Consider the following 21,132-nt stretch of genomic DNA (forward strand, 5'->3'; position numbering starts at 1 on the left):
GAACCCATGAAGTCACAATCTTTGACCTCCCCGCCAAGAGCTTTACTACCCTTATGGGGTATCGGTTTTGGATTATTGCTCTGGTGGCTATTTACCAGTCCTCTATGGCACTCAAACCCGATTTTAAATGATTTTTCCCCTGAGCGATCTTTTGTCGCTTTATTACGTCTTTTTGTTGGGGGGGAGATTATGCCCCATATCCTCACCAGTTGCCGCCGGGTTATTGTGGGCTTGGTTCTCGCTAGTGCCATCGGTGTGCCGTTGGGGGTATTAATCGGGTTGTATCGCTCCCTTGAATCGGCTTTGTCGGCCCTATTTCAATTTCTACGCATGATCTCGCCCCTTTCTTGGATGCCTTTAGCGGTGATGGTTTTGGGAATTGGTGATCTACCCGTGTATTTTTTGCTGACGGTGGCGGCTATCTGGCCGATCCTTCTCAATACGGCTGCTGGGGTTAATGCGGTTGATCGCTCTTGGTTGACTTTAGCCCGCAGTCTCTGTGCTACCCGAGGGGAAACGGTTTTCCAGATTATTCTGCCTGCGATCCTCTCCCATCTCCTAACTGGTTTCCGTTTGGCTATAGGTATTATCTGGATCGTTCTTGTCCCGGCGGAAATGCTGGGGGTTAGTGCGGGTTTGGGTTATTATATTCTCGATACACGCGATCGACTCGCTTATTCAGAGTTGATGGCAGTGATTCTCGTTATTGGCGCAATTGGTTATCTGCTCGATTGGGGTTTGCGTCTGGCCCATCGCTCTTGGACGCATCAAGATTAGCCTATCTGAACCGCTTACGGGGAGATCATATTCTGAAAATAATCCCTAGCCATTTCCAGTAAACCCTCCCTCATAGCTGACTAGCACAGTAAACCGCCCCCATCAGTCCCACTTGAGCATTAAGGACGATATGGACAGGAATATTGCTTAATAGCTCTGCCATCCGACCTTTGGCCCGAAAAGCCTTCATAAAGCTACCCTCGGTCATTAGGGGAAGATTTTTGGCCGCAATCCCCCCCGCTATGTATAATCCTCCGTAGGGAAGCAACTTCAGGGCTAAATTGCCCGCTTCCGCACCGTAGGCCTCGACAAAGATTTTCATGGTTTGATAACAGAGATCATCCGAGTTATCTTGGGCAAAACTGGCGATTTTAGCCGCTAAATCGACGTTTTTTTGCGGTTTACCCATTTCTGCTAACCAAGTGCGGTAAATTTCCGCCATGGCCGGTGATGACTGACTATAGTTACTATCGTGGAGAAATCGATAGATAGAAGTGATTCCAGGGCCAGAAACCACTCGCTCCACCGAAATGCGCTCGATATTATAGATATCCAAGAGATAATTTAATAGTTGATATTCTAAACTCGATCGAGGGGCAAAATCGGCATGGGAACCCTCACTAGCAAACACCCGGTATTTACCCTTCGACACAGGGATCAAAAAACCCTCTCCTAACCCAGTTCCCGCACCAATAACCGCAATCGGAGCCTCTGGTACTGCTGGAGCCGACTGTAGATTGTGCAGCTCCTCTGGGGCTAATCCTAACACCCCATAACCGATCGCCGCAAAATCATTAATTAATTTTACTCGCTCAATCTGCAGCTCCCGGCTTAGGCGATCGCCAGTTAGGGACCAACTTAAATTAGTCAATTCGGAACTATTGTTAACCACAGGACCGGCAATACCGAAACAAGCTTTTTCCACCGAGGGAATAGTGGTTTGCTGGGCCAAAAACTGCTGGACGATCGGGACCAGATCGGGGTATTGTTCACTAGGATAAATTTCTTGATCGAGAGTAGTTAGCAGGGGTTGGGGACTATCCGGTGAGTTTTGGCAATCCACTAAACGCAGGATTGTTTTAGTTCCCCCGATATCTCCCCCTAAAAGAATCGTCATGTTGGTTGTCCCTCAGTTTGTCCCCATAATTATAGTTTTTTTACCGCTTCTCCCCAGCAAATTTAAAGGCCGTCAATTCTATACTATAGTGAAAGATGGTAATGCCTAAGCCCTAATTAAGGATTGATTAATCGTCGCTCCGGGGTTGGAATGGGGATTTGCTAGAGGACAGAAAGGGGACTGAAAGACATTTTAGATCTAACTGTAGCCTCAAGGCGATCGATAGGGTGGCAGAACCTATCACTGTCCCCATAACTTTTAAGATAGACCAGAGAGGGAGAAATTAGCTTGGGTGTAGAACTTCGCAGTTACGTTTATCTTGACAATTTACAGCTTCAACACGCCGCTTACATCGGTACAGTCGCCCAAGGATTTTTACCCTTACCCGGGGATGCTTCCCTCTGGATTGAAATTTCCCCCGGCATCGAGATTAATCGCATCACCGATATTGCCCTCAAATCCGCCGTGGTTCGTCCGGGGGTTCTATTCGTAGAACGACTCTATGGACTCTTAGAACTCCATTCTAGCAGTCAGGGAGAGGTAAGGGCGGCCGGTCAGGCAATTTTGCAGTATTTAGGCGTTAGTCAGCGCGATTGTCTGAAACCGCAAATTGTCTCTAGCCAAATTATTCGCAACATTGACGCTTACCAAGCCCAATTAATTAACCGTAGTTCTCGGGGTATGATGTTAATGGCAGGACAGACTTTATACGTTTTAGAAGTGCAACCGGCCGCCTACGCTTCCCTCGCTGCTAATCAGGCCGAAAAAGCTGCTTTAATTAATATCCTACACGTTACTTCCGTGGGCAGTTTTGGCCGCTTATATTTAGGGGGAGAAGAACGAGATATTATCGCCGGTTCCAGGGCGGCAGTTTCAGCTTTAGAAAATATTCAAGGTCGAGCTTTTCCAGGTAGCGACAAAAAAGAATAGGCTAACAAAGGCAAAAGGCAGGAGGTAAGGGTGCATCTCATTTTTGTCAATCTACCAATTGGGATTTTTACTTGGAAACTCTCGGCTAAAATTGGGCATTACTTCCGATTTTATTACTCAATCCAAGCTTTTGGGGGGTTCTACCCCCCAAACCCCCCGTTGGGGGCGTGGCGCCGCCCCCAAACCCCCCGCGCATTAGCTTTTCGGTGGGATGCTTACACGCAGCTGCTGATACATTTGTCATCATCTAAGAGTCACTGACAATTGCTGATTGTCGGTATTCCTGCAAATGTGAGATGCACCCTATCTCAACAAGCAATTTAAATGCGCGGGCAGCTTACAACAGCATTTCACCCTATTGAGGAGATTCAAAAATTAGTTCGCTATTATTCAGTTTTTCAACGACTAAATGGCGATAGAGTGTCACTTGCCGAAGGATTTGGTCGGGATTGTTTTTCTTGTTAGAAAACATGATCGTTTTAATCGATTCAAATTCTATTCTTGTGATCACACCATCTTTGATCGCTCGTTCAATTGTAACTCGTAAATATTCTAATTCTTGGCTTTCCTCTGGGGTAATTTCTATACTGTTAGGACGTTCTATTTTCATTATCGATCGATTGTTCTTACCTGCTAACTGATAACTGGATAATCACGGCTATTTTTTCACACTTTTATGATCGCGCAGAGAGAGTTTCCGTCTGGTTAGAAACGGCCAGATTATTATTTTGGCCGTTATTTTGCGGCAATTGTCCAGAGGCTAAATTCTGCCCCTCTCCCGTAATCAAACGAGCGCCACGACCGCGGGTAAAATAATTCCAACCCCATTGCACCATCACCACTAATTTATTATCAAATTCGATCAGATAGTAAATATGAGCCCAAACCCAGACTAACCAAGCGATGAACCCGGAAAACTTAACAAATCCCAAATCAACCACGGCCGCATTTTGGCCGATCACTGCCAGACTACCTCGATCGATATAATGAAAAGGTTGAATAGTTTGCCCTTTTAGGCGAGAAATTAATAAATTGGCCAGATATTCCCCCTCCTGCATGGCCACGGGGGCAACTCCGGGTAAGGGTTTATCTCCCTGATGGGCAAAATTGGCCAGATCCCCGACCACAAAAATATTGGCATAACCGGCGATACTTAAATCGGGTTCGACGATTACCCGGCCGACGCGATCGAGATTTACCCCGGTTCTTTCGGCCAAAATTCGCCCCATTCTCGATGCTTTTACCCCTGCTGCCCATAAAATTGTTTCGGCAGCGATTTCTGTGCTTTTTTCTCCCTGACGGACCGTGACACAACCTTCAACAATATTGGTAACGATGCTGTTAGTTTGCACTGTCACCCCTAATTTTATGAGAGAAGCGGCAGCTTTAGCGGATAAATCGGGTGCATAGGGAGGTAATACCCGATCCATCCCTTCTAAGAGCAAAATTTTCGCTTCTGTGGGGTTAATCTGGTGGAAATCAGACCTAAGCGCACCGTGGGCAATTTCAGCGATCGCTCCTGCTAATTCTACCCCCGTCGGTCCGCCACCGACAATAACAAAAGTTAATAAAGCTTGCCGCTTTTCGGCATCGATTTCTTTCTCGGCCTTCTCGAAAGCGAGATAGATGCGACGACGCATTTCTACTGCGTCTTCAATGGTTTTTAACCCTGGAGCGTAGGGCTGCCATTGATCATTGCCAAAATAGTGATGACTGACTCCCGTGGCAATAACTAATTGATCGTAGGCGATCGGCGGGTGATCTTTCAAGATCACTTCTCCCTTAACTGCATCTATATCTATGGCATGATCGAGGAGAATATCTGTATTCTCATGACCCCGTAGGATTAAGCGCAAAGGTGAGGAGATATCGGCCGGAGACAGCGCCCCAGTAGCGACTTGATAGAGGAGGGGCTGAAAAAGATGGAAATTTCGCTTATCGATGAGGGTAACATGAACGGGGGCGTTTTTTAGGGCTTTGGCCGTGTATAAACCCGCAAATCCGCCGCCTATGATAACAACTCTTGGCTGTTTTTCAGTCATTGCTTAACAATAATTCATAAATTTTCCCCTAGTGTAGTCCGGATTGTCACAATTTAGCGGTGACAAGCGTTACCGAAAACAGTAGTCTTTAACCTAGAAAAAAATATAGATACTGGCTTTTTTGACCAACCAAGAGGGCAAAACTAAGGAAGTACAGGTAATCTCCCCAGAATTTGGCCTATATATGCTCGAAAAACTTGAAAAGACCGCTACGCCGTTTTACCTAAGTTTATGACCTGGGTTAACCAGGTGGGAACTTATATTCCGCGTTTCTGTTTCCGAGTACAAGCTCGGTTTACTACCACACGGATTGGTTACTTGCTCCCTTATCACAATCAAGCATAGATCAAAAAACTTGAAAGGCAGTCACCAACGTAGAAGCCCGATTTAGTCCGATCATAGCATTTTTTTTTCTCAGAGGCAAGAGGAGAATTATGAATTATGAATTATGAATTATGAAGTGGGGTGTGGGGTGTGGGGTGTGGGGTGTGGGGTGTGGGGTGTGGGGAATTATGAATTATGAATTATGAATTATGAATTATGGTTCTTCGTTACTTTGTATGGTTCGATCAGGGGGCAGAAATCGGCTAAATCCTTATCTGGCAAGAGATTTAATTGATTAGTTCGCTCCAGATCGCAAACAATTGACAAAAATTGCGGTAATGTCTGTTTCTATAAGGGTTTCACCCCTTATAACTCCCGTCCATTGCATAACACAAACCGAAGAACCTGAATTATGAATTGGGGAAGTGAGGAGATGGGAGAATAAAGCTGCCCATTGCCCATTGCCTCCTGAATACTGACTTCTAACACCCAACACCTGATCTTGTTGGCTCTGTGAAAGTCTGGGACTACAATAGAGAAAAGTGACAATTTTTGCCAGAGTGATTACCGAGGACTAATAAAGAATGACGGCTATCCTAGGGAACCCTGCCACACTGAACACTCCGATTCTGCACCGTCTTGCCAATGGTTTAACGATTATTGCCGAAAGTCAACCGGTAGAAGCGGTTAATCTCAATGTTTGGCTGCAGGTCGGCTCGGCCTTAGAATCGGATCAGATCAATGGCATGGCTCATTTTCTCGAACACATGGTTTTTAAGGGAACCCCTAACTTAGACAGTGGCGAATTTGAACGGGCGATCGAATCGAGGGGAGCGGTGACTAATGCCGCTACTAGCCAAGAATACACCCATTATTACATTACCACTGCCCCGCAGGACTTCGCCCATCTAGCCCCGCTGCAGCTAGAAGTGGTTTTAGAAGCTTTAATTCCCGATGAAGCTTTTGAACGGGAAAGACAGGTTATTTTAGAAGAAATTCGTCGTTCTCAGGATAATCCCCGTCGTCGCACTTTTTATCGCACCATGGAGACTTGTTTTCAAGTTTTACCCTATCGTCGTCCGGTGTTGGGTCCGATGGCAGTGATTGAAAATCTCACTGCTCAACAAATGCGCGATTTTCATCGGAGTTGGTATCGTCCCGAATGGATGACGGTGGCGGTGGTGGGTAATTTGCCTGTAGATGATTTAATGGCTATTGTGAGCGATTCTCTAGATAATTTAGGCAGTAAGGGCAATTCTGATCCTATTTACCATCCTATCGCCAATCTACAGCCTGAAGCTCCTTTTAACGAGATTATCCGCCAAGAATACGAGGATGAAAATTTGCAGCAGGCCCGCTTAATCCTATTTTGGAAAGTGCCGGGGTTAAGAGACTTAGAAAAAACCTATCCTCTCGATGTTTTAGCGGCTATTCTGGGTCAGGGCAAGGTATCGCGATTATTTCAATCTCTGCGTCAAGAAAAGGCCTTAGTTTCCCAAATAACTGCCAGTAATATGTCCCAAGCAGTGCAAGGAGTGTTTTCCATTTCGGCCCAATTAGCCTCGGAAAATATCGAGCAGGTGGAGAGGGAAGTAATAGCACAGATTAGACAAATTCAACAGGAAGCTGTGACAGTTTCTGAACTGGAACGAGTTAAAACCCAAGTGGCCAATCGGTTTATTTTTAGCAATGAAAGACCGAGCGATCGAGCTAACCTTTACGGTTATTATCATACTCAGATCGGTGATTTACAACCGGCTTTTTGTTATCCCCAACACATTGAAGCCCTCACTTTAGAGGATATTCAAAATGCCTGTCAAGAGTATTTAAATCCCAACGCTTACGGTGTGGTGGTGGTGAGACCAATTCAGTAATCAGTAAACAACCTATGTGGACTCAAATTGCTCGACATATTGCCCAAACCACGGAAAAACCCTTTGAAATCGAGAAAAGTCATCCCGTTAGCGGTGGCTGCATCAATCAGGGTTATGCCGTTAGTGGCAATGGTTTAATTTATTTTGTTAAGATTAACCAAGCGAACCAAGAAGCCATGTTTGCGGCCGAAGCTTTAGGATTAAAGCAAATTCACGCCACCAAAACTATCAGGGTTCCAGAGCCAATTTGTTGGGGAATTGCCGATAAATCGAGTTATTTAGTGCTAGAGTGGCTAGAATTCGGCGGTGGCAATAGTCAAAGCTGGGAAAAAATGGGGCAAAATTTAGCCAGTTTACATCAAGTTTCCCTGTCCGATCGCTTTGGTTGGCAGTGTAATAATACCATTGGTTCTACTCCCCAGATTAATACCATTAGTAACAATTGGGCGGATTTTTTCGCTCATCAGCGTATTGGCTATCAATTAAGACTTGCGAAGGAGCGCGGCGGCAATTTTCCCGACGAGGATCAAGTTATTCCCGCTATTAGCGAGATTTTGAGTCAGCATCAACCCCATCCCTCCCTCGTCCACGGTGATTTGTGGTCGGGAAATGCGGCAATTACCGTCGATGGGGAACCAGTAATTTTAGACCCTGCCACCTATTGGGGAGACCGGGAGGTAGATTTAGCCATGACGGAACTTTTTGGCGGTTTTCCGGCGGCTTTTTATCGGGGTTATAACTATGTTTTCCCCCTGGATGCTGGTTATCAAAAGCGCAAAACTCTTTACAATCTCTACCACATTCTCAATCACTTTAATTTATTTGGTGGTGGTTACGCTTCCCAGGCCAATCGGATGTTACAGGAAATTCTTTAAGGGTTTTACTTGTGAATATTTACCGAGGATAAATTATGTCTATTCGAGAAACTACTGTGATTAAAAATCCAGAGACAAAAGTATGGACTGATATAGAGTTTATGGCGTTACCTGACGATGGTAATCGTTACGAATTGGTCAAGGGAGAGTTAATTAATCTGGGTAATTCTGGGGCTTTCCACGGTTATATTGCCATTATTTTAAGTGCTGCTTTATTCGCTTTAGTAACATCTCGAAAACTAGGTGTATTATTGGACTCCAGCACTGCTTTTACCATGAAAAATGGCAATAAACGTTCTCCCGATATAGCTTTTTTTGCCAAGGAACGTCTGCAAGGATTGGAAGAATTGCCGACGGGTTTTTTAGAAGGTGGTCCCGATTTAGTGGTAGAAATTCTCTCTCCTGGCAATACAGTGGCAGCAATCGAGGACAAAATTGCCGAGTATTTTGCCAATGGTACTCGTTGGCTCTGGGTTATCAGTCCAGGTCAACACTATGTCTTAGTTTATCGTTCCGGGTACGAACCGCAGCGATTATTGACATCAGCAGATTTTTTGGAGGGGGAAGATGTGGTTCCGGGGTTCACTTTTCCCGTGGCCGATTTGTTTCAAAAACTATCTTTTTGACTCTTTCTTCTCAACAAATCGGCTAATAAATCGGCACTATCACTAATAGCTAGATGAGAAGCTTGTTGAGCCATGGCGGCCAATTTTTCGGGACTAGACCATAAATCGAGGACTAATTCGCTTAAAAACTGAGCAGTTAACTCATTTTGACGATAAAGATAAGCGGCTTGAGCTTCAGCGAAAACTTTGGCATTATAGAACTGATGGTCTTCGGCTGCAAAAGGATAGGGAATTAAAATCGAAGGCGTACAAGTGATCGCTAATTCTGTTAAAGTGCCGGCACCGGAGCGACTGATAGCCAGATTAGCTCTTTGCCATAATCCCGCCATATTGTCGTAAAAAGGCCGGGAAAAATAGTTAGAATGGCGCAGACTATCCGCTTCGGGGTCGTTTTCTCCCGTGAGATGCACGATATAAATGCCTTTTTCTAACCATTGGGGAGCGCTTTGTCGGACAAGTTGATTAAGAGCCACGGCCCCTTGAGAACCACCGGCAACGACAATTAAAAAAGCAGTCTCTGGAATCGGTAAATCTAGGGACTGGGGAATGAGAAACTGCTCGCGTACTGGCGTACTAACCCAAGTGCTGCGAGTGCCGGGTAAATAGCTGGCGGTTCCCTGAAAACCGAGGGCAACCGTATCACACCAGCGACCGAGAACTTTAGTGACTTTGCCCGGTATGTAGTTAGATTCGTGTAGGATGACGGGAATATTGGCTAAACGAGCCGCTAAAATGGTCGGACCTGCGATATAACCCCCGGTGGTAAAAACTGCCGTTATCTGACGTTTTTTGATTAAACTACGCACTTGCCAAATGGCCCGCAGTTGACCGAACAGAATCTTGAGAGTTTTTAACCCCAAACGGGTTTGAAATCCCTCAATGGGGATGCTGTGCAGGGGATAGGTTTTTGGAACTAAGGACTGTTCCAGACGGTCTGGAACTCCTAACCATTCAATCTCGTAATCCGGCAAGCGCTCGGCCACGGCCAAGGCGGGAAATAAATGACCACCAGTACCACTAGCGGCAATCAAGAGACGGGTTGGAGTGCGTGCCATAATTCGAGAGAGGGTAAATTCAGTCCTAGAATGAAATAATCTACCATAGTTATTGATCGATCCTTACACAAACTATCACTAATGCGTAACTTGAACACGATTCCCAATAAATTTTTTCGTCAATCTCTCAAATTTTCCCTATCGTTGCTGTTAGGTTTGGGGTTAACTTTCACCCTTGCCACCGGTATGCGGGCCGAAAAGCCAGAAACTGCTCCAGCTAATTTAAAAACCCTTATCTCCAAAATTGAAACGGCGGCTAATGAGAGGGATATCAAGCAATTAATGGAGTTTTATAGTCCGAAATTTACTAATTCCGATGGCTTGACCTACGAAAAAACTAAAAAGGCTTTAACTCATTTTTGGGAACGTTATAACAATCTAGAATACACCACAACTCTCGAATCTTGGAGTCGTTCTGGGGACAAGTTAACGGCCAATACAATTACTAAAATTACTGGGACAGGAAAGGTACAGGGAAGAGTAGTGGGAATGAATGCCACGATTCGTTCTCGTCAACAATTTCAAGGGAATAAACTGGTTTATCAGGAGATTTTAAGCGAAAGAGTTGAGTTAAGCACTGGCAAAAATCCCCCCAGTATTCAAGTGAGAATTCCCGAAAGGGTGAAAGTCGGTCAAGAATTTGATTTTGATGTGATTGTTCGCGAACCTTTAGGGGATGATTTATTGGCCGGAGCGGCGATTGATGAGAAAGTAGATATTGAGCGCTATATTAATACAAAGCCTCTAGAATTGGAATTATTACAGTCCGGCGGTTTATTTAAGCGGGTAAAAGCCCCGGCAACACCAGAAAATCGTTGGTTATCGGCAATTTTAATTCAAGGAGATGGGATTGTTGTCGTTAGTCAACGGGTTAAGGTAGAAAAATAAATTTTATCTGGGGTTTGCGGCAAAAAGCTTGTTGGTGGGGTGTGGGGTGTGGGGTTTTATTCCCCCCGTTCACTCCAATGGCTGGCACTTTCATGCAATTTAATCCTTATTTTTGCCGTTTTTGAACCCTCAAAAATTAATTATGCAAGAGGTTCACTAAATACTCTGATTAAGCCTAGAGGTGAGAAACATCGCTCGTCCATACTTTAAATTTTGTTAAATTTACTTGACCAAAAGAAGTTGTTAGGGCAGCATCGACGGCATCTAAGCCGCGAGTCATTAAAATCCGCCCGATTCTGGGGGTGTTATGACGAGCATCGAAAGTGTACCATTGATGGTCCAAATAGACTTCAAACCAAGCACTAAAATCCATCGGTAGAGGTTGGGGAGAAATACCGATATCTCCGAGATAGCCGGAGGCATAACGGGCGGGAATATTTAGGCAACGGCAAAAAGTCAAAGCTAGATGGTTAAAATCGCGACAAACCCCCGTTCTTTCCCGATAGACATCATAGGCGGTTTTCGTCACCCGTGCGTATTCATAACCAAAACGAATGTGACTATGAACCCAATCACAAACCGCTTGTACTCTTGCCCAACCGGGGGGAGTTTGTCCGAAAAGTTCCCAGGCAATTTCCGAAAGTAAATCTACTTCACAATAACGGCTACTCATTAAGTAGGGAAAAACTTGGGTTGGTAACTCTGTTAAGGGAATTTCTTGGGCATTCCAATTAACGATGTCGGGTTTCCATTCATTCTCGATAACTGCTTCATTGTGAATGCGGATCTGTCCAGCGGGTAAAATTAGACGACTGGTTCGATTGCCTAAACTATCTAAAAATTCTTCTATTTTTGTTGCTGGTTGCACCTGCAAGTTTTCCGATTGTCTAACTTGATCTAAAATTGAGGGGTGTAGATAAAGTTTTAACAACATAACCACGGGTAAAGGGGCATCAAAGCCAAATTCATAACCAACACGGATTAACATTAGGACTCCTATCTAGATAGCAATTTTGTCGGGATTTGTCGGGATGAAACGCCAATAATCGCCAGACTGAAAAAAGTTAGGCCCGACTACTTAGTTAAAAGTTTGAGGATAAAGTAATAGCCAAGCTGAAAATCGATAAGCTTGATACAGAGTTACTCTCATTGTAAACTGCTTCAAATAAAAGCTTTGTAACTTTGAACACAAGCCATCGGCAGGATTAGCTCTATCGAAAAGAGTCTGGGGTGGATGGTTCCTCTAATGGACGGATTTCAATGGGGATGTAGGCCAGTTTAGCAAAAATCTTTTGTTGATAACTGACGGGCCACCATTCGTAAAGAAAGATTTCTAAAGGTCGCCAGAGGGCCACCCAACCACTAATTAATAATCCTTCTTCTAAGAAGTGAATAAATGTATCACTGCCAAAACGACTAATTAATTCGCTGAGACTCAAACAAACAAAAAGAAAGGAGAGACCAATTATTAAAGATATGCGTCCCTGTCGCCAAATTGTGCGTAATTTTCTTTGTTCTCCCTGTTGGCGATAGTCAAAATAGTTATGTAAGGCTGAGGGTAACAGATGTCGGGCGGTATTCTGTTCGTTACTGGGAAGATAAAAGACTAATTTAAGGGGGGTATTTAGGGGGAATTCATCCACAGAGTTAATAATATAATTTTCGGCGTTATCGTCTAAATCTCTATCTAAAAATGGCGAAGGATCGAGAGAATTAAAGACTTGCTGTAACTGATTAAGTTTAATTTCAATTAAGTAAGTTCCTTCCTCCTCTCGATAATAGGATTGTAATTTATTTACCAGTCTAGACATTAGTTATTAAGGTTAAGTAAATGGGGTGAACTGACACAACTAAAATCTACTAAGTAGGTAGGCACAATTATTTGTAGGGGGTTGGGTTTCATGCTTCAACCCAACCTACGTTCATCTTATATTTAATTCCACCCACCCACTTAGAAGTTACTTTATCTTGCTCATACAGGCTGAGAATTGAGCTATCTCTGAGAATATTTTAGCTGTATCAGTCCCAGATAATTAATTTAATTTATCGACCAAAACCAGCGTACCAAAAATAGGTAACCATGGGGATTACTGTGGCTAAAACCAGTAAAACTATCACCCAAATCGTGGCGTTTTTATCGTCAGTTTCTTCTGCGGTAGTAAAAGTACTTTCGATATTAATTGTCGCTACTTCCGGCGGTCCGGGATCCGCTTCTCCAGAAAGTACCGCCGTTAGGCGACGACTAGCATCGAGTAAAGCTTGATTATATTTTCCCCCATCTTTGAGGGGAACCGCCATAGTTTCCGAGAGGATACTATCGGCAATAGCTTCGGTTAATAGGGGTTTTGCTTCCTCGCCAACCCGAATAGCAGTTTTATTGGTTAAAGTATCAAGGACGATGATAGTTTGATTAGTCCGATCTTCAGGATTAGGATACCATTCTCTCAGGATATCATCGGCTAAATTGTCAATTTTTTGACCGTAATCCAAGCGCCGGACCACCACCATTCTCACTTCTTGACCGGTTTTTTCGGCGAGGTTTTTCAGATCTTTATTTAATTTTCCTTCGTTAGCGGCACTAATGGCCGAAACGGGATCGACCACATAAGTGGGCGCTCCGGGGCTTAAAATGGGGAGGTCATAGACTCCCATAGCAGCAGCCGGTGACAGGGAAACAGCCAAGGCTATACAGCAGGAGAGAAGGAGAGAAGCTAATAATTTGAGCATATTGATTCGGTAAAATTCCTATAGAACATAATAGGGGAAAAGTTTCCTGTTTTTTGATTAGGGAGACGGGGAGATGGGGAAGTAGGGAAATGGGGTGATGGGGAAATTCAACTAAAACCCTCAAACCCGACAACCCCAACACCCAAACCCTTTTAACTGATAACTGATAACTGATAACTGATTATGAGTGATTTTGAGGAACTAGAGTCTAAAAAACGGGAAAAAGCCCTAGAAATGCAGGCCTATCGCGATAACTTGCTCTCACGGGTGACAAGATTACTAATTTCTCAAGATATCCACTTGGCGATCGATCATACCCTGGAACTGCTCTGTCAATTTACCCAGAGTGCGCGCTGTTACATTATTCAATATTCCACCTGTCGTCAGCAGTGGAGTATGGTTTATGAATACTGTCACCCCGACTATCCGCAGGTTATCCCGATTCGGGAACAATCACAAAATCTCTCGACGGAAACCTTTCCTTGGTTTTCTGAACAATTATTAAACGGTATTCCAGTTAAACTGAACTCTTTAGACGATTTACCCGCTACTGCTATCCCTGAAAGAACTATTCTCGCTCATAGTCCTACTCCCTGTCTCTTAATCGTTCCCATGTGGGATAGTTATGGGGTAACGGTGGGTTATCTGGGATTGGATGCAAGTGCAGAAAAGCAATGGACAGGGGAAGATGTCACCTTTGTCCGGTTGGTGGGAGAATTAATTGCGATCGCACAAAGTAGATATGAAGCGGAAAAAGGATTAAAAGAGGCTAAAGAAGCGGCAGTTAAGGCAAATAAAGCTAAAAGTGAGTTTTTAGCTAATATGAGCCACGAATTACGCACTCCTCTTAATGCTATCTTGGGTTTTACTCGCTTAATATCCCGGGATAGCAGCCTCAGCAGTGAATATCGGCAATATTTGGAAATTGTCAATCGTAGCGGAGAACATTTATTAGAGTTAATCAACGATATTCTAGAAATGTCGAAGATAGAAGCGGGAAGAACGGTTTTTAATCCCAGTAATTTCGATTTATACGCTCTTTTAGATAATATTGCCGAAATGCTACGTCCACAAGCGCAGGCAAAAGCTTTGAGCTTAATTTTTGAGCGCAGCTCCGCTCTTCCTCAATATATTTGTACTGATGAAAGCAAATTGCGACAGGTGTTAATCAATCTCTTGGGTAACGGATTGAAGTTTACCGAGTCGGGAGGGGTGACTCTCCGGGGAAAAGTAGGAGAGAAAAGAGGAGATTATCAGCGATTGCTCTGGGAAATTGAAGATACAGGCGCAGGAATCGCCCCAGAGGAGATTTATAAGCTATTTCAACCCTTTAACCAAACGGAAACGGGACGAAAATCCCAACAGGGGACGGGATTGGGTTTACCTATCAGTAAAAAATTTGTTGAGTTGATGGGAGGTGCGATCGGAGTTAGTAGTATTCTGGGTCAAGGAAGTGTTTTTAGTTTTGATATTCAGGTAGGTTTAGTGGGGGAAAATGAGATTAAAACCGAAACCCATAGGGCAAAAGTGATCGCTTTAGCCGAAAATCAGCCTAAATATCGCATATTAGTCGTCGATGATCGACCAGAAAGCCGTTTACTGTTGCTGAAACTCCTGACTAGCCTAGGATTATCCGTGCAAGAGGCTGCTAATGGTCAAGAAGCGATCGCAATTTGGCAAGCATGGCAACCTCATCTTATCTGGATGGACATGAGAATGCCAGTTAAAGACGGTTACGAAGCAACTAGGGAAATTCGGCGGTTAGAGGCTGATAATCGCGGAAAAACGGTGATAATTGCCCTAACTGCCAGTGCTTTTGAAGAGGATCGCGCTCTGGTTATTGCCGCCGGTTGTGATGATTTCGTGCGTAAACCTTTCCGAGAGGAAGTTATCTGGCAAAAAATGAGCGAATATCTAGGATTAAAATATATTTATGCCGATAGTGAGCCAAATCAGCCCAATTATTCGCCAGTTTTCCTCGATTCCCTGCAATCCCTATTAAAATTAATCAGTCCCGCTTGGATTGGACAATTGCAACAAGCGGCGCGAGAATGTGATGATGAAAAAATTATCGCCCTAACCGCAGAAATTCCCCCCGATTATGCTACCCTTGCCCAAGGTTTACAACAGTTAGCCAGAGAATTTTCCTTTGATGCGATCGAAACCATAATTAAAGATTTAAACATATCTTAAGAGAGTATTTTATCTAGATCTCAAAAACGTGATATTCTAAAGGCATAAATCCCTAAATATGACAATTTTAAAGGATGAAACTGTTAAAAATGCTCATCGGTACTTGGTTAATACTACCGATTTTTTCCGTTCATCGGAAATTTTGGGTCTGAAACCCCGCCGTTCTAGGTTGGCTTTACGTTAGAATTAAAAGGCCAGTCTCGAAAACCAAGTGGACGGCGCAGCACCTTGAAAACTCGGCTTAGGGGGTTCCGACCAGAAAAGCTTGGCCGGGTAAAAAGTCGCGCGCAACAAGTACAAGAAGCTATAGGCGGTCAACGTACCGTGGGACACACGGAATCGGGCTTCTGAAATGGGGCGAAAGTCTGTGGACTCTGTGTAAGACAGTACATGGTTTTTTAACTGTGGTATGCGACGGTGGTGGAAGCAGAAACTTAAATCGTGAGGTTTAGGAATCGCCGCACTTTTAGGGCGGCGAGGATGTCAAGCTCAAGTCCCCTCGCTGCCCCCAATTAAGCAAAATTCCCCCAATCTTGGTGATCTCCTCAATGATCCCACCCAGCAGAAAAATTGGCTTTGTACCCAAGGAGATCAACGCATTGCCGTGGCTGCTAAAGAAGAGAAAGGTTGGAAAGAATTAATTGAAAAACAAGGTTGGCAATGTCGTGAGGGAAATACCGACATACCCGATAAAACTCTCGGCTTTTCCTGCGAACCAGAACAAACCCTCGGCATCTTGACAGTTTACTGGTTAAATGGTAGTAATGGTCAACAACAATTAAGCCAATGGCGAGATAAATTAGCAGCACAACAGGGGATGGTTTGTACCATCAATAACGTGCAGTTATTCGATACTCAAGAAAATATGCCCAACCCATTACAACCATGATTAAATTAGCAATTTTGCCTCAATCTATTCTCCTGGGTATCAGTTTACTATTAAATAATTCTCTGCCCTTACTTGCCCAATCTACACCCCTGAGCGTGGATAATTTAAGAAACACCGTCTATAACATTCCCAATCGAGGTTCCGTAATTGTCAGTGATGGTATTTTTCAATCCAATGAGGGACCGATTTTAGGAGTGCAAGTCAGTCGAGAAGCCTTGATGGGGGACTATAATAATGATCAAAGAACTGATGGTATTGTCGTATTAAGAGTGATTACCAGAGATCAACAGCAATTACATTATTTAGCCCTAGTGATCGATAATAACGGTACTGCCACTAACACCGATACTGTCCTGTTAGCCGATCGAGTAATTGTCGATAATCTGAGGGCTAAAGATGGTATGATCACCGTCAATATGAGAAGATTTCTCCCCCGGGATCCTTCCTGTTGTCCGTCGGGAGTTATCAACCAACAATTTGCGATTAATTCTAGTATTAATCAATTGACTTTACTGAGTACCAACGAAAGTCAACCCACCACCCCAAATGTGCAGGTAATACCCAGTTCTCCCCTGAGAATTAATAATAGTAATCTCCCCTTTCAACCTCCCGCTGGGGCCATCCAAATCCGCTTTTAACCCTGTTTTTAGTGCGTTACGCTGGGTACATCTCCTATTTGTGAATCTACTCAGTTGGGATTCCCTGATAATCTTTTTTTTAAAACTGTGCTTTCTGGGTTTTTTGTCTTATAATTCAGACTCTTGGGGGGTTCTATCCCCCGAGCCTCCTGTGCATTAGTTTTTCGGTGAAATGCTTAGACGCATTTGTTTATATATTTGTACCAGTCTAAGAGTCACTGATAATTCCTGAAGGCAACTCTCCTGACTCCTGACTCCTGACTCCTGACTCCTGATAAAAAATGGACTACAAATATCCCATCCAACGCTGGTATATTGCCGCAAGTAATCCCGAAAAAATTGATAGGTTAGCGCGGGAAATGGGATTATCATCCTTATTAGCAACTATCTTAATTAATCGCGGTATTGATACCCCCGAATTAGCTAAAACTTATATAGATCCCGAAGTGGATACCTTACCCTCTCCCCTGGGAGAATTTCCCGACTTAGAAAAAAGTGTCAATTTATTAGTAAAAGCGATCGCTAGGGGCGATAAAATTGCTATCTGTGGGGACTACGATGCCGATGGCATGACCAGTACATCTTTACTGTTAAGAGCCTTGAGACATCTCGGTGCTAGGGTAAATCATGCCATACCCAGTCGCATGAAAGAGGGATACGGAATTAATCAGCGCATTGTCGAAGAATTTGCCGAATCGGGAGTCGGATTGATTCTCACCGTTGATAACGGTATTTCCGCTCACGAACCGATCGCCCTAGCGATAGAATTAGGATTAAAAGTTATTATCACCGATCATCACGATCTGCCGCCAATTTTACCAAATGCCTCCGCTATTCTCAACCCAAAATTATTAACCCCTAACTCTCCCTATCAGGGATTAGCGGGGGTGGGAGTCGCCTACATTTTAGCGGTGACAACTGCCCAAAAAATGGGCAAATTACAGGGATTAACCGAGTCATTATTAGCATTATTTACCCTAGGCACTATAGCAGATTTAGCCCCATTAATCGGGGTAAATCGTCGCTGGTTAAAACGGGGTTTAAGAAAATTACCCAAATCTCAATTAGTCGGGATTCAATCCCTGATGCAAATAGCGGGAATTAGCGAGGAACAAAAGCAATTACAACCGGATGATATTGGCTTTAAATTGGGACCGAGAATTAATGCCATTGGCAGAATTGGTGATCCCCAGATAGTTATTGAATTATTAACCACCGATGAGGCTGGAATTGCCTTAGAAAGAGCGATGCAGTGCGAACAAATTAATCGTACCCGTCAAGAATTGTGCGAAAAAATTGAAGAAGAAGCGATTAAATTAGTGGAAGAAACGCCGATTCTTTGGCAAAAAGATCGAGTTTTAGTTTTAGTCGAAAAAGATTGGCATCATGGGGTAATTGGTATTGTGGCCTCCCGTTTAGTGGAACGCTACGGAGTGCCAGTTTTTATCGGTACTTACGAGGAAGAAGAGCCAGGTAAAATTCGCGGTTCTGCCAGAGGAATTGAAGAATTTCACGTTTTTGAAGCCCTGCAATTTTGCCAAGATTTACTAGGAAAATTTGGCGGTCATAAAATGGCGGGGGGTTTTAGTTTACCCACAGCTAATTTACTAGCATTTAAACAAAGATTAAGTCAATTTTCTCACAAAATTTTACAAATAGAACAATTAAAACCTTTAATCAAAATTGATACTATCATTGATTTTAAACAAATAAACCTGCAACTTTTTCAGCAAATTGATAGTTTGCAACCCTGGGGAATTGGGAATGAATTACCCGTTTTTTGGACTCCTAACGTGCGAGTATTGGAACAGAAAACCATCGGAAAAAATCATTTAAAATTATTGCTGGCTCAAAGGGATGATACCAGAATTCAAGCCCTAGCTTGGCGTTGGGGCGAATATTGTCCTTTACCAACTCGTTTAGATATTGCCTATAAACTCAAAGAAAATACTTGGAATGGTAATACAACCATAGAAATTGAATTAGTGGGAGTGCGATTACCCCAAGAAAATGATAATGTTAAAAAAGCAATTTTTATGCACGCCGATAAAATGTATCAATGTAGTTTTTGGGGTGATGTAAACGAGATTCGCATCAAAAATGAACAGGGCGATATTTTAGTCGTGCAGAAAGGGCAGCGCATTGGTTTATTAGGCAAAAATCGGCAACAAGCTAGAGAAGTCAACGTGACTGAACCCCGTTTTTATACTTTAATTAAAGTTGCCATCAAAGCTTTGGCTATCTAGCAACACCCCCAAAAAAAGCTCCTTGACGATGAACCAAACCATAGTGATCAAAATCGGTACTTCCAGTTTGACCGATAATGAAACCAGTCAATTATCCCTCTCCACGATCGCCGCTTTAGTGGAAGTCCTCACCCGGTTGCGTGCCGCCGGTCATCGGGTGGTATTAGTATCTTCCGGGGCCGTGGGGGTGGGCTGCCGTCGTCTGGGAATACAGGAAAGACCGAAAAAAATCGCCCTCAAACAAGCGATCGCCGCCGTCGGTCAAGGTCGTCTGATGCGGATCTATGATGACCTCTTTACCAGTCTTGGTCAACCGATCGCCCAAATTTTGCTGACCCGTCCCGAATTGATGGAACGCACCTGTTATGTCAACGCCTATAATACCTTTCAGGCTTTGTTTGAATTAGGGGTGATTGCCATTGTCAACGAAAATGATACGGTGGCGATCGATGAGTTAAAATTCGGCGATAATGACACTTTATCAGCCCTTGTCGCCAGTTTAATCGAGGCTGACTGGTTATTTATCCTCACCGATGTGGATCGCCTCTACAGTGCCGATCCGCGGCTATTTCCCGAAGCGGCGGCCATTGCCCGAGTTACTCCTGCGGAATTAGCGCAACTATCGATCGATGCCGGTAGTAGTGGCAGTCAGTGGGGGACCGGGGGTATGGCGACTAAATTGGCCGCGGCCCGGATTGCCACCAGCGCCGGGGTAGAAATGGCGATTACTAGGGGACGGCAGCCCAGTAATATCTTAAAAATTATGGCAGGAGAGGCGATCGGAACCCGTTTTGAGGCCCAAAAACGCAGTGATAACGCCCGCAAACGCTGGATCGCCTACGGACTAATGCCCATGGGTCAAATCTATCTCGATGCTGGGGCGATTCAAGCCATTTGTCAGGGGGGAAAATCTCTCCTCGCGGCCGGGATCACCAAAGTGGAGGGGGAATTTAGCGCCTCGGAATCGGTGCAATTGTGCGATCAAGAAGGCCGGGAAGTGGCCCGGGGAATTGTTAATTATAGTAGTGAGGAGATAGATCGAGTGAAAGGTCAACATTCCGAGCGTATTGCCAGTTTATTGGGTTATAGGGCGGCGGAAACCATCATTCATCGCGATAATCTCGTCATTTTGAGTGCCTCGTCCACCACCTCGACTAATCAGGGATAATTCCGCCACCCAGAGCCGGTCCAGCCAATGCCTTAAATGTAAAGAAATGTCTCAAAAAAACAACAAATTGTTAGACAAGCAAGAGAGTTAGACTGGGGATGTCCCCCGAAGTTCAACGCTGTGAGATTATAAATAAAGCGAAACTCAAAAATGTCTTTATTGCTGTTGGGAGAAACTTAATAATGCGAGACGCGGTAACTAGCCTGATTAGAAAATACGATGTCACCGGACGTTATCTCGATCGAGATGCGATCGATAATCTTAAACAATATTTCGCCTCGGGAACTGCCCGTCTAGCTGCCGCCGCCCTAATTAACGCTAATTCGGCGGCGCTCGTGCGTGGGGCGGCGATTCGTCTATTTGAAGAAGTTCCCGAATTGATCCGCGCCGGGGGTAATGCCTACACCACCCGTCGTTATTCTGCCTGTCTGCGGGATATGGATTACTATCTCCGCTATGCCAGTTATGCCCTAGTAGCTGCTGATACTAATGTTCTAGATGAGCGGGTACTGCAAGGACTGCGGGAAACCTATAATTCCCTCGGTGTTCCCATCGGTCCGACGGTGCGCGGTATCCAAATCATGAGCGAAATGATTCAAACCATGGCTACTGAGGCGGGTATTGCCGACACATCTTTTATCGCTGAACCCTTTGATCATCTGACTCGCGAATTAAGCGAAGTGTCTATCTAAATTCAGTTATCAGTTATCAGTTATCAGTTTTGTTCGTTCAATCAATGAGTTGGTTTTTTGCTGGCTAGAAT

At 44.2% G+C, this 21,132-nt stretch carries 19 protein-coding genes and 1 other RNA gene; 12 read left to right on the forward strand and 8 right to left on the reverse strand.

Features of this window, described 5'->3' with window-relative positions:
• Positions 1-6 precede the first annotated feature (6 nt).
• Positions 7-777 carry an ABC transporter permease gene (locus N0824_RS06885; RefSeq protein ID WP_002802509.1) on the forward strand — a complete coding sequence of 257 codons (771 nt, stop codon included), beginning with the start codon at positions 7-9 and terminating at the stop codon, positions 775-777.
• A 70-nt stretch (positions 778-847) separates the two neighbouring features.
• On the opposite strand, the gene N0824_RS06890 is transcribed toward N0824_RS06885, so the two are convergent.
• Positions 848-1,894, reverse strand: a complete 1,047-nt coding sequence (locus N0824_RS06890; RefSeq protein WP_108936218.1) for a glucokinase — start codon at positions 1,892-1,894, stop codon at positions 848-850.
• A gap of 288 nt (positions 1,895-2,182) precedes the next feature.
• On the opposite strand from N0824_RS06890, the gene N0824_RS06895 reads away from it, so the two are divergent.
• A complete protein-coding gene (locus tag N0824_RS06895; RefSeq protein WP_002766539.1) occupies positions 2,183-2,824 on the forward strand; it encodes a hypothetical protein in 642 nt (213 codons plus the stop codon).
• 355 nt (positions 2,825-3,179) lie between these two features.
• On the opposite strand, the gene N0824_RS06900 is transcribed toward N0824_RS06895, so the two are convergent.
• The 3 genes from N0824_RS06900 to ssrS all read right to left on the reverse strand — a co-directional run bounded on the left by N0824_RS06900 (position 3,180) and on the right by ssrS (position 5,253).
• Entirely contained in the window at positions 3,180-3,434 is a 255-nt protein-coding gene (locus N0824_RS06900; protein WP_108936219.1) for a hypothetical protein, read from the reverse strand.
• A 64-nt stretch (positions 3,435-3,498) separates the two neighbouring features.
• Positions 3,499-4,866: an NAD(P)/FAD-dependent oxidoreductase gene (locus tag N0824_RS06905; RefSeq protein ID WP_108936220.1), complete on the reverse strand. Its 1,368-nt coding sequence runs from the start codon at positions 4,864-4,866 to the stop codon at positions 3,499-3,501.
• Positions 4,867-5,065: 199 nt separating this feature from the next.
• A non-coding RNA gene (gene ssrS, locus N0824_RS06910) (6S RNA) lies at positions 5,066-5,253 on the reverse strand.
• A gap of 521 nt (positions 5,254-5,774) precedes the next feature.
• Between ssrS and N0824_RS06920 the strand changes: the two genes are divergently transcribed.
• The 3 genes from N0824_RS06920 to N0824_RS06930 are packed head-to-tail and all read left to right on the forward strand — an operon-like array spanning position 5,775 to position 8,565.
• Positions 5,775-7,064: a pitrilysin family protein gene (locus N0824_RS06920; protein ID WP_108936222.1), complete on the forward strand. Its 1,290-nt coding sequence runs from the start codon at positions 5,775-5,777 to the stop codon at positions 7,062-7,064.
• A gap of 14 nt (positions 7,065-7,078) precedes the next feature.
• The gene (locus N0824_RS06925; protein ID WP_108936223.1) at positions 7,079-7,939 is read left to right on the forward strand and encodes a fructosamine kinase family protein; all 861 of its coding nucleotides are present in this window, start codon (positions 7,079-7,081) and stop codon (positions 7,937-7,939) included.
• Between the two features lie 35 nt (positions 7,940-7,974).
• Positions 7,975-8,565 (forward strand): Uma2 family endonuclease, encoded by a 591-nt coding sequence (locus N0824_RS06930; protein WP_108936224.1) that lies wholly within the window; start codon positions 7,975-7,977, stop codon positions 8,563-8,565.
• On the opposite strand, the gene murG is transcribed toward N0824_RS06930, so the two are convergent.
• The gene (murG, locus tag N0824_RS06935) at positions 8,547-9,620 is read right to left on the reverse strand and encodes an undecaprenyldiphospho-muramoylpentapeptide beta-N-acetylglucosaminyltransferase (RefSeq protein ID WP_108936225.1); all 1,074 of its coding nucleotides are present in this window, start codon (positions 9,618-9,620) and stop codon (positions 8,547-8,549) included. The two genes, N0824_RS06930 and murG, sit on opposite strands and share 19 nt — an antisense overlap.
• An 81-nt stretch (positions 9,621-9,701) precedes the next feature.
• On the opposite strand from murG, the gene N0824_RS06940 reads away from it, so the two are divergent.
• Positions 9,702-10,508: a hypothetical protein gene (locus N0824_RS06940; RefSeq protein ID WP_108936226.1), complete on the forward strand. Its 807-nt coding sequence runs from the start codon at positions 9,702-9,704 to the stop codon at positions 10,506-10,508.
• A gap of 175 nt (positions 10,509-10,683) precedes the next feature.
• Here the strand turns inward: N0824_RS06940 and N0824_RS06945 are convergent, their stop codons facing one another.
• The 3 genes from N0824_RS06945 to psb32 form a co-directional block, all read right to left on the reverse strand.
• Positions 10,684-11,496, reverse strand: a complete 813-nt coding sequence (locus N0824_RS06945) for a transglutaminase family protein (protein WP_108936227.1) — start codon at positions 11,494-11,496, stop codon at positions 10,684-10,686.
• 223 nt (positions 11,497-11,719) lie between these two features.
• Positions 11,720-12,319 (reverse strand): hypothetical protein, encoded by a 600-nt coding sequence (locus N0824_RS06950; RefSeq protein WP_108936228.1) that lies wholly within the window; start codon positions 12,317-12,319, stop codon positions 11,720-11,722.
• Between the two features lie 232 nt (positions 12,320-12,551).
• The gene (psb32, locus tag N0824_RS06955; protein ID WP_108936229.1) at positions 12,552-13,235 is read right to left on the reverse strand and encodes a photosystem II repair protein Psb32; all 684 of its coding nucleotides are present in this window, start codon (positions 13,233-13,235) and stop codon (positions 12,552-12,554) included.
• A 183-nt stretch (positions 13,236-13,418) separates the two neighbouring features.
• Here psb32 and N0824_RS06960 point away from each other — a divergent pair, with 183 nt between their 5' ends.
• From N0824_RS06960 to apcB, 6 genes are all read left to right on the forward strand, one after another.
• Complete coding sequence (locus N0824_RS06960) at positions 13,419-15,428, forward strand: GAF domain-containing hybrid sensor histidine kinase/response regulator (RefSeq protein WP_108936230.1); 2,010 nt, start codon at positions 13,419-13,421, stop codon at positions 15,426-15,428.
• A gap of 454 nt (positions 15,429-15,882) precedes the next feature.
• Entirely contained in the window at positions 15,883-16,317 is a 435-nt protein-coding gene (locus N0824_RS06965; RefSeq protein ID WP_108936231.1) for a hypothetical protein, read from the forward strand.
• Entirely contained in the window at positions 16,314-16,955 is a 642-nt protein-coding gene (locus N0824_RS06970) for a hypothetical protein (RefSeq protein ID WP_108936232.1), read from the forward strand. Before N0824_RS06965 ends, N0824_RS06970 begins: the two co-directional genes overlap by 4 nt.
• Before the next feature lie 281 nt (positions 16,956-17,236).
• The gene (gene recJ, locus N0824_RS06975; RefSeq protein WP_108936233.1) at positions 17,237-19,201 is read left to right on the forward strand and encodes a single-stranded-DNA-specific exonuclease RecJ; all 1,965 of its coding nucleotides are present in this window, start codon (positions 17,237-17,239) and stop codon (positions 19,199-19,201) included.
• Between the two features lie 28 nt (positions 19,202-19,229).
• Positions 19,230-20,369 carry a glutamate 5-kinase gene (gene proB, locus N0824_RS06980; RefSeq protein ID WP_233256376.1) on the forward strand — a complete coding sequence of 380 codons (1,140 nt, stop codon included), beginning with the start codon at positions 19,230-19,232 and terminating at the stop codon, positions 20,367-20,369.
• A gap of 98 nt (positions 20,370-20,467) precedes the next feature.
• The gene (apcB, locus tag N0824_RS06985; RefSeq protein ID WP_199224890.1) at positions 20,468-21,061 is read left to right on the forward strand and encodes an allophycocyanin subunit beta; all 594 of its coding nucleotides are present in this window, start codon (positions 20,468-20,470) and stop codon (positions 21,059-21,061) included.
• The last annotated feature ends 71 nt before the right edge of the window (positions 21,062-21,132 follow it).

Origin of the sequence: Microcystis sp. 0824 (genome assembly GCF_003112475.1) — a bacterium.
Lineage (GTDB): Bacteria > Cyanobacteriota > Cyanobacteriia > Cyanobacteriales > Microcystaceae > Microcystis > Microcystis aeruginosa_C.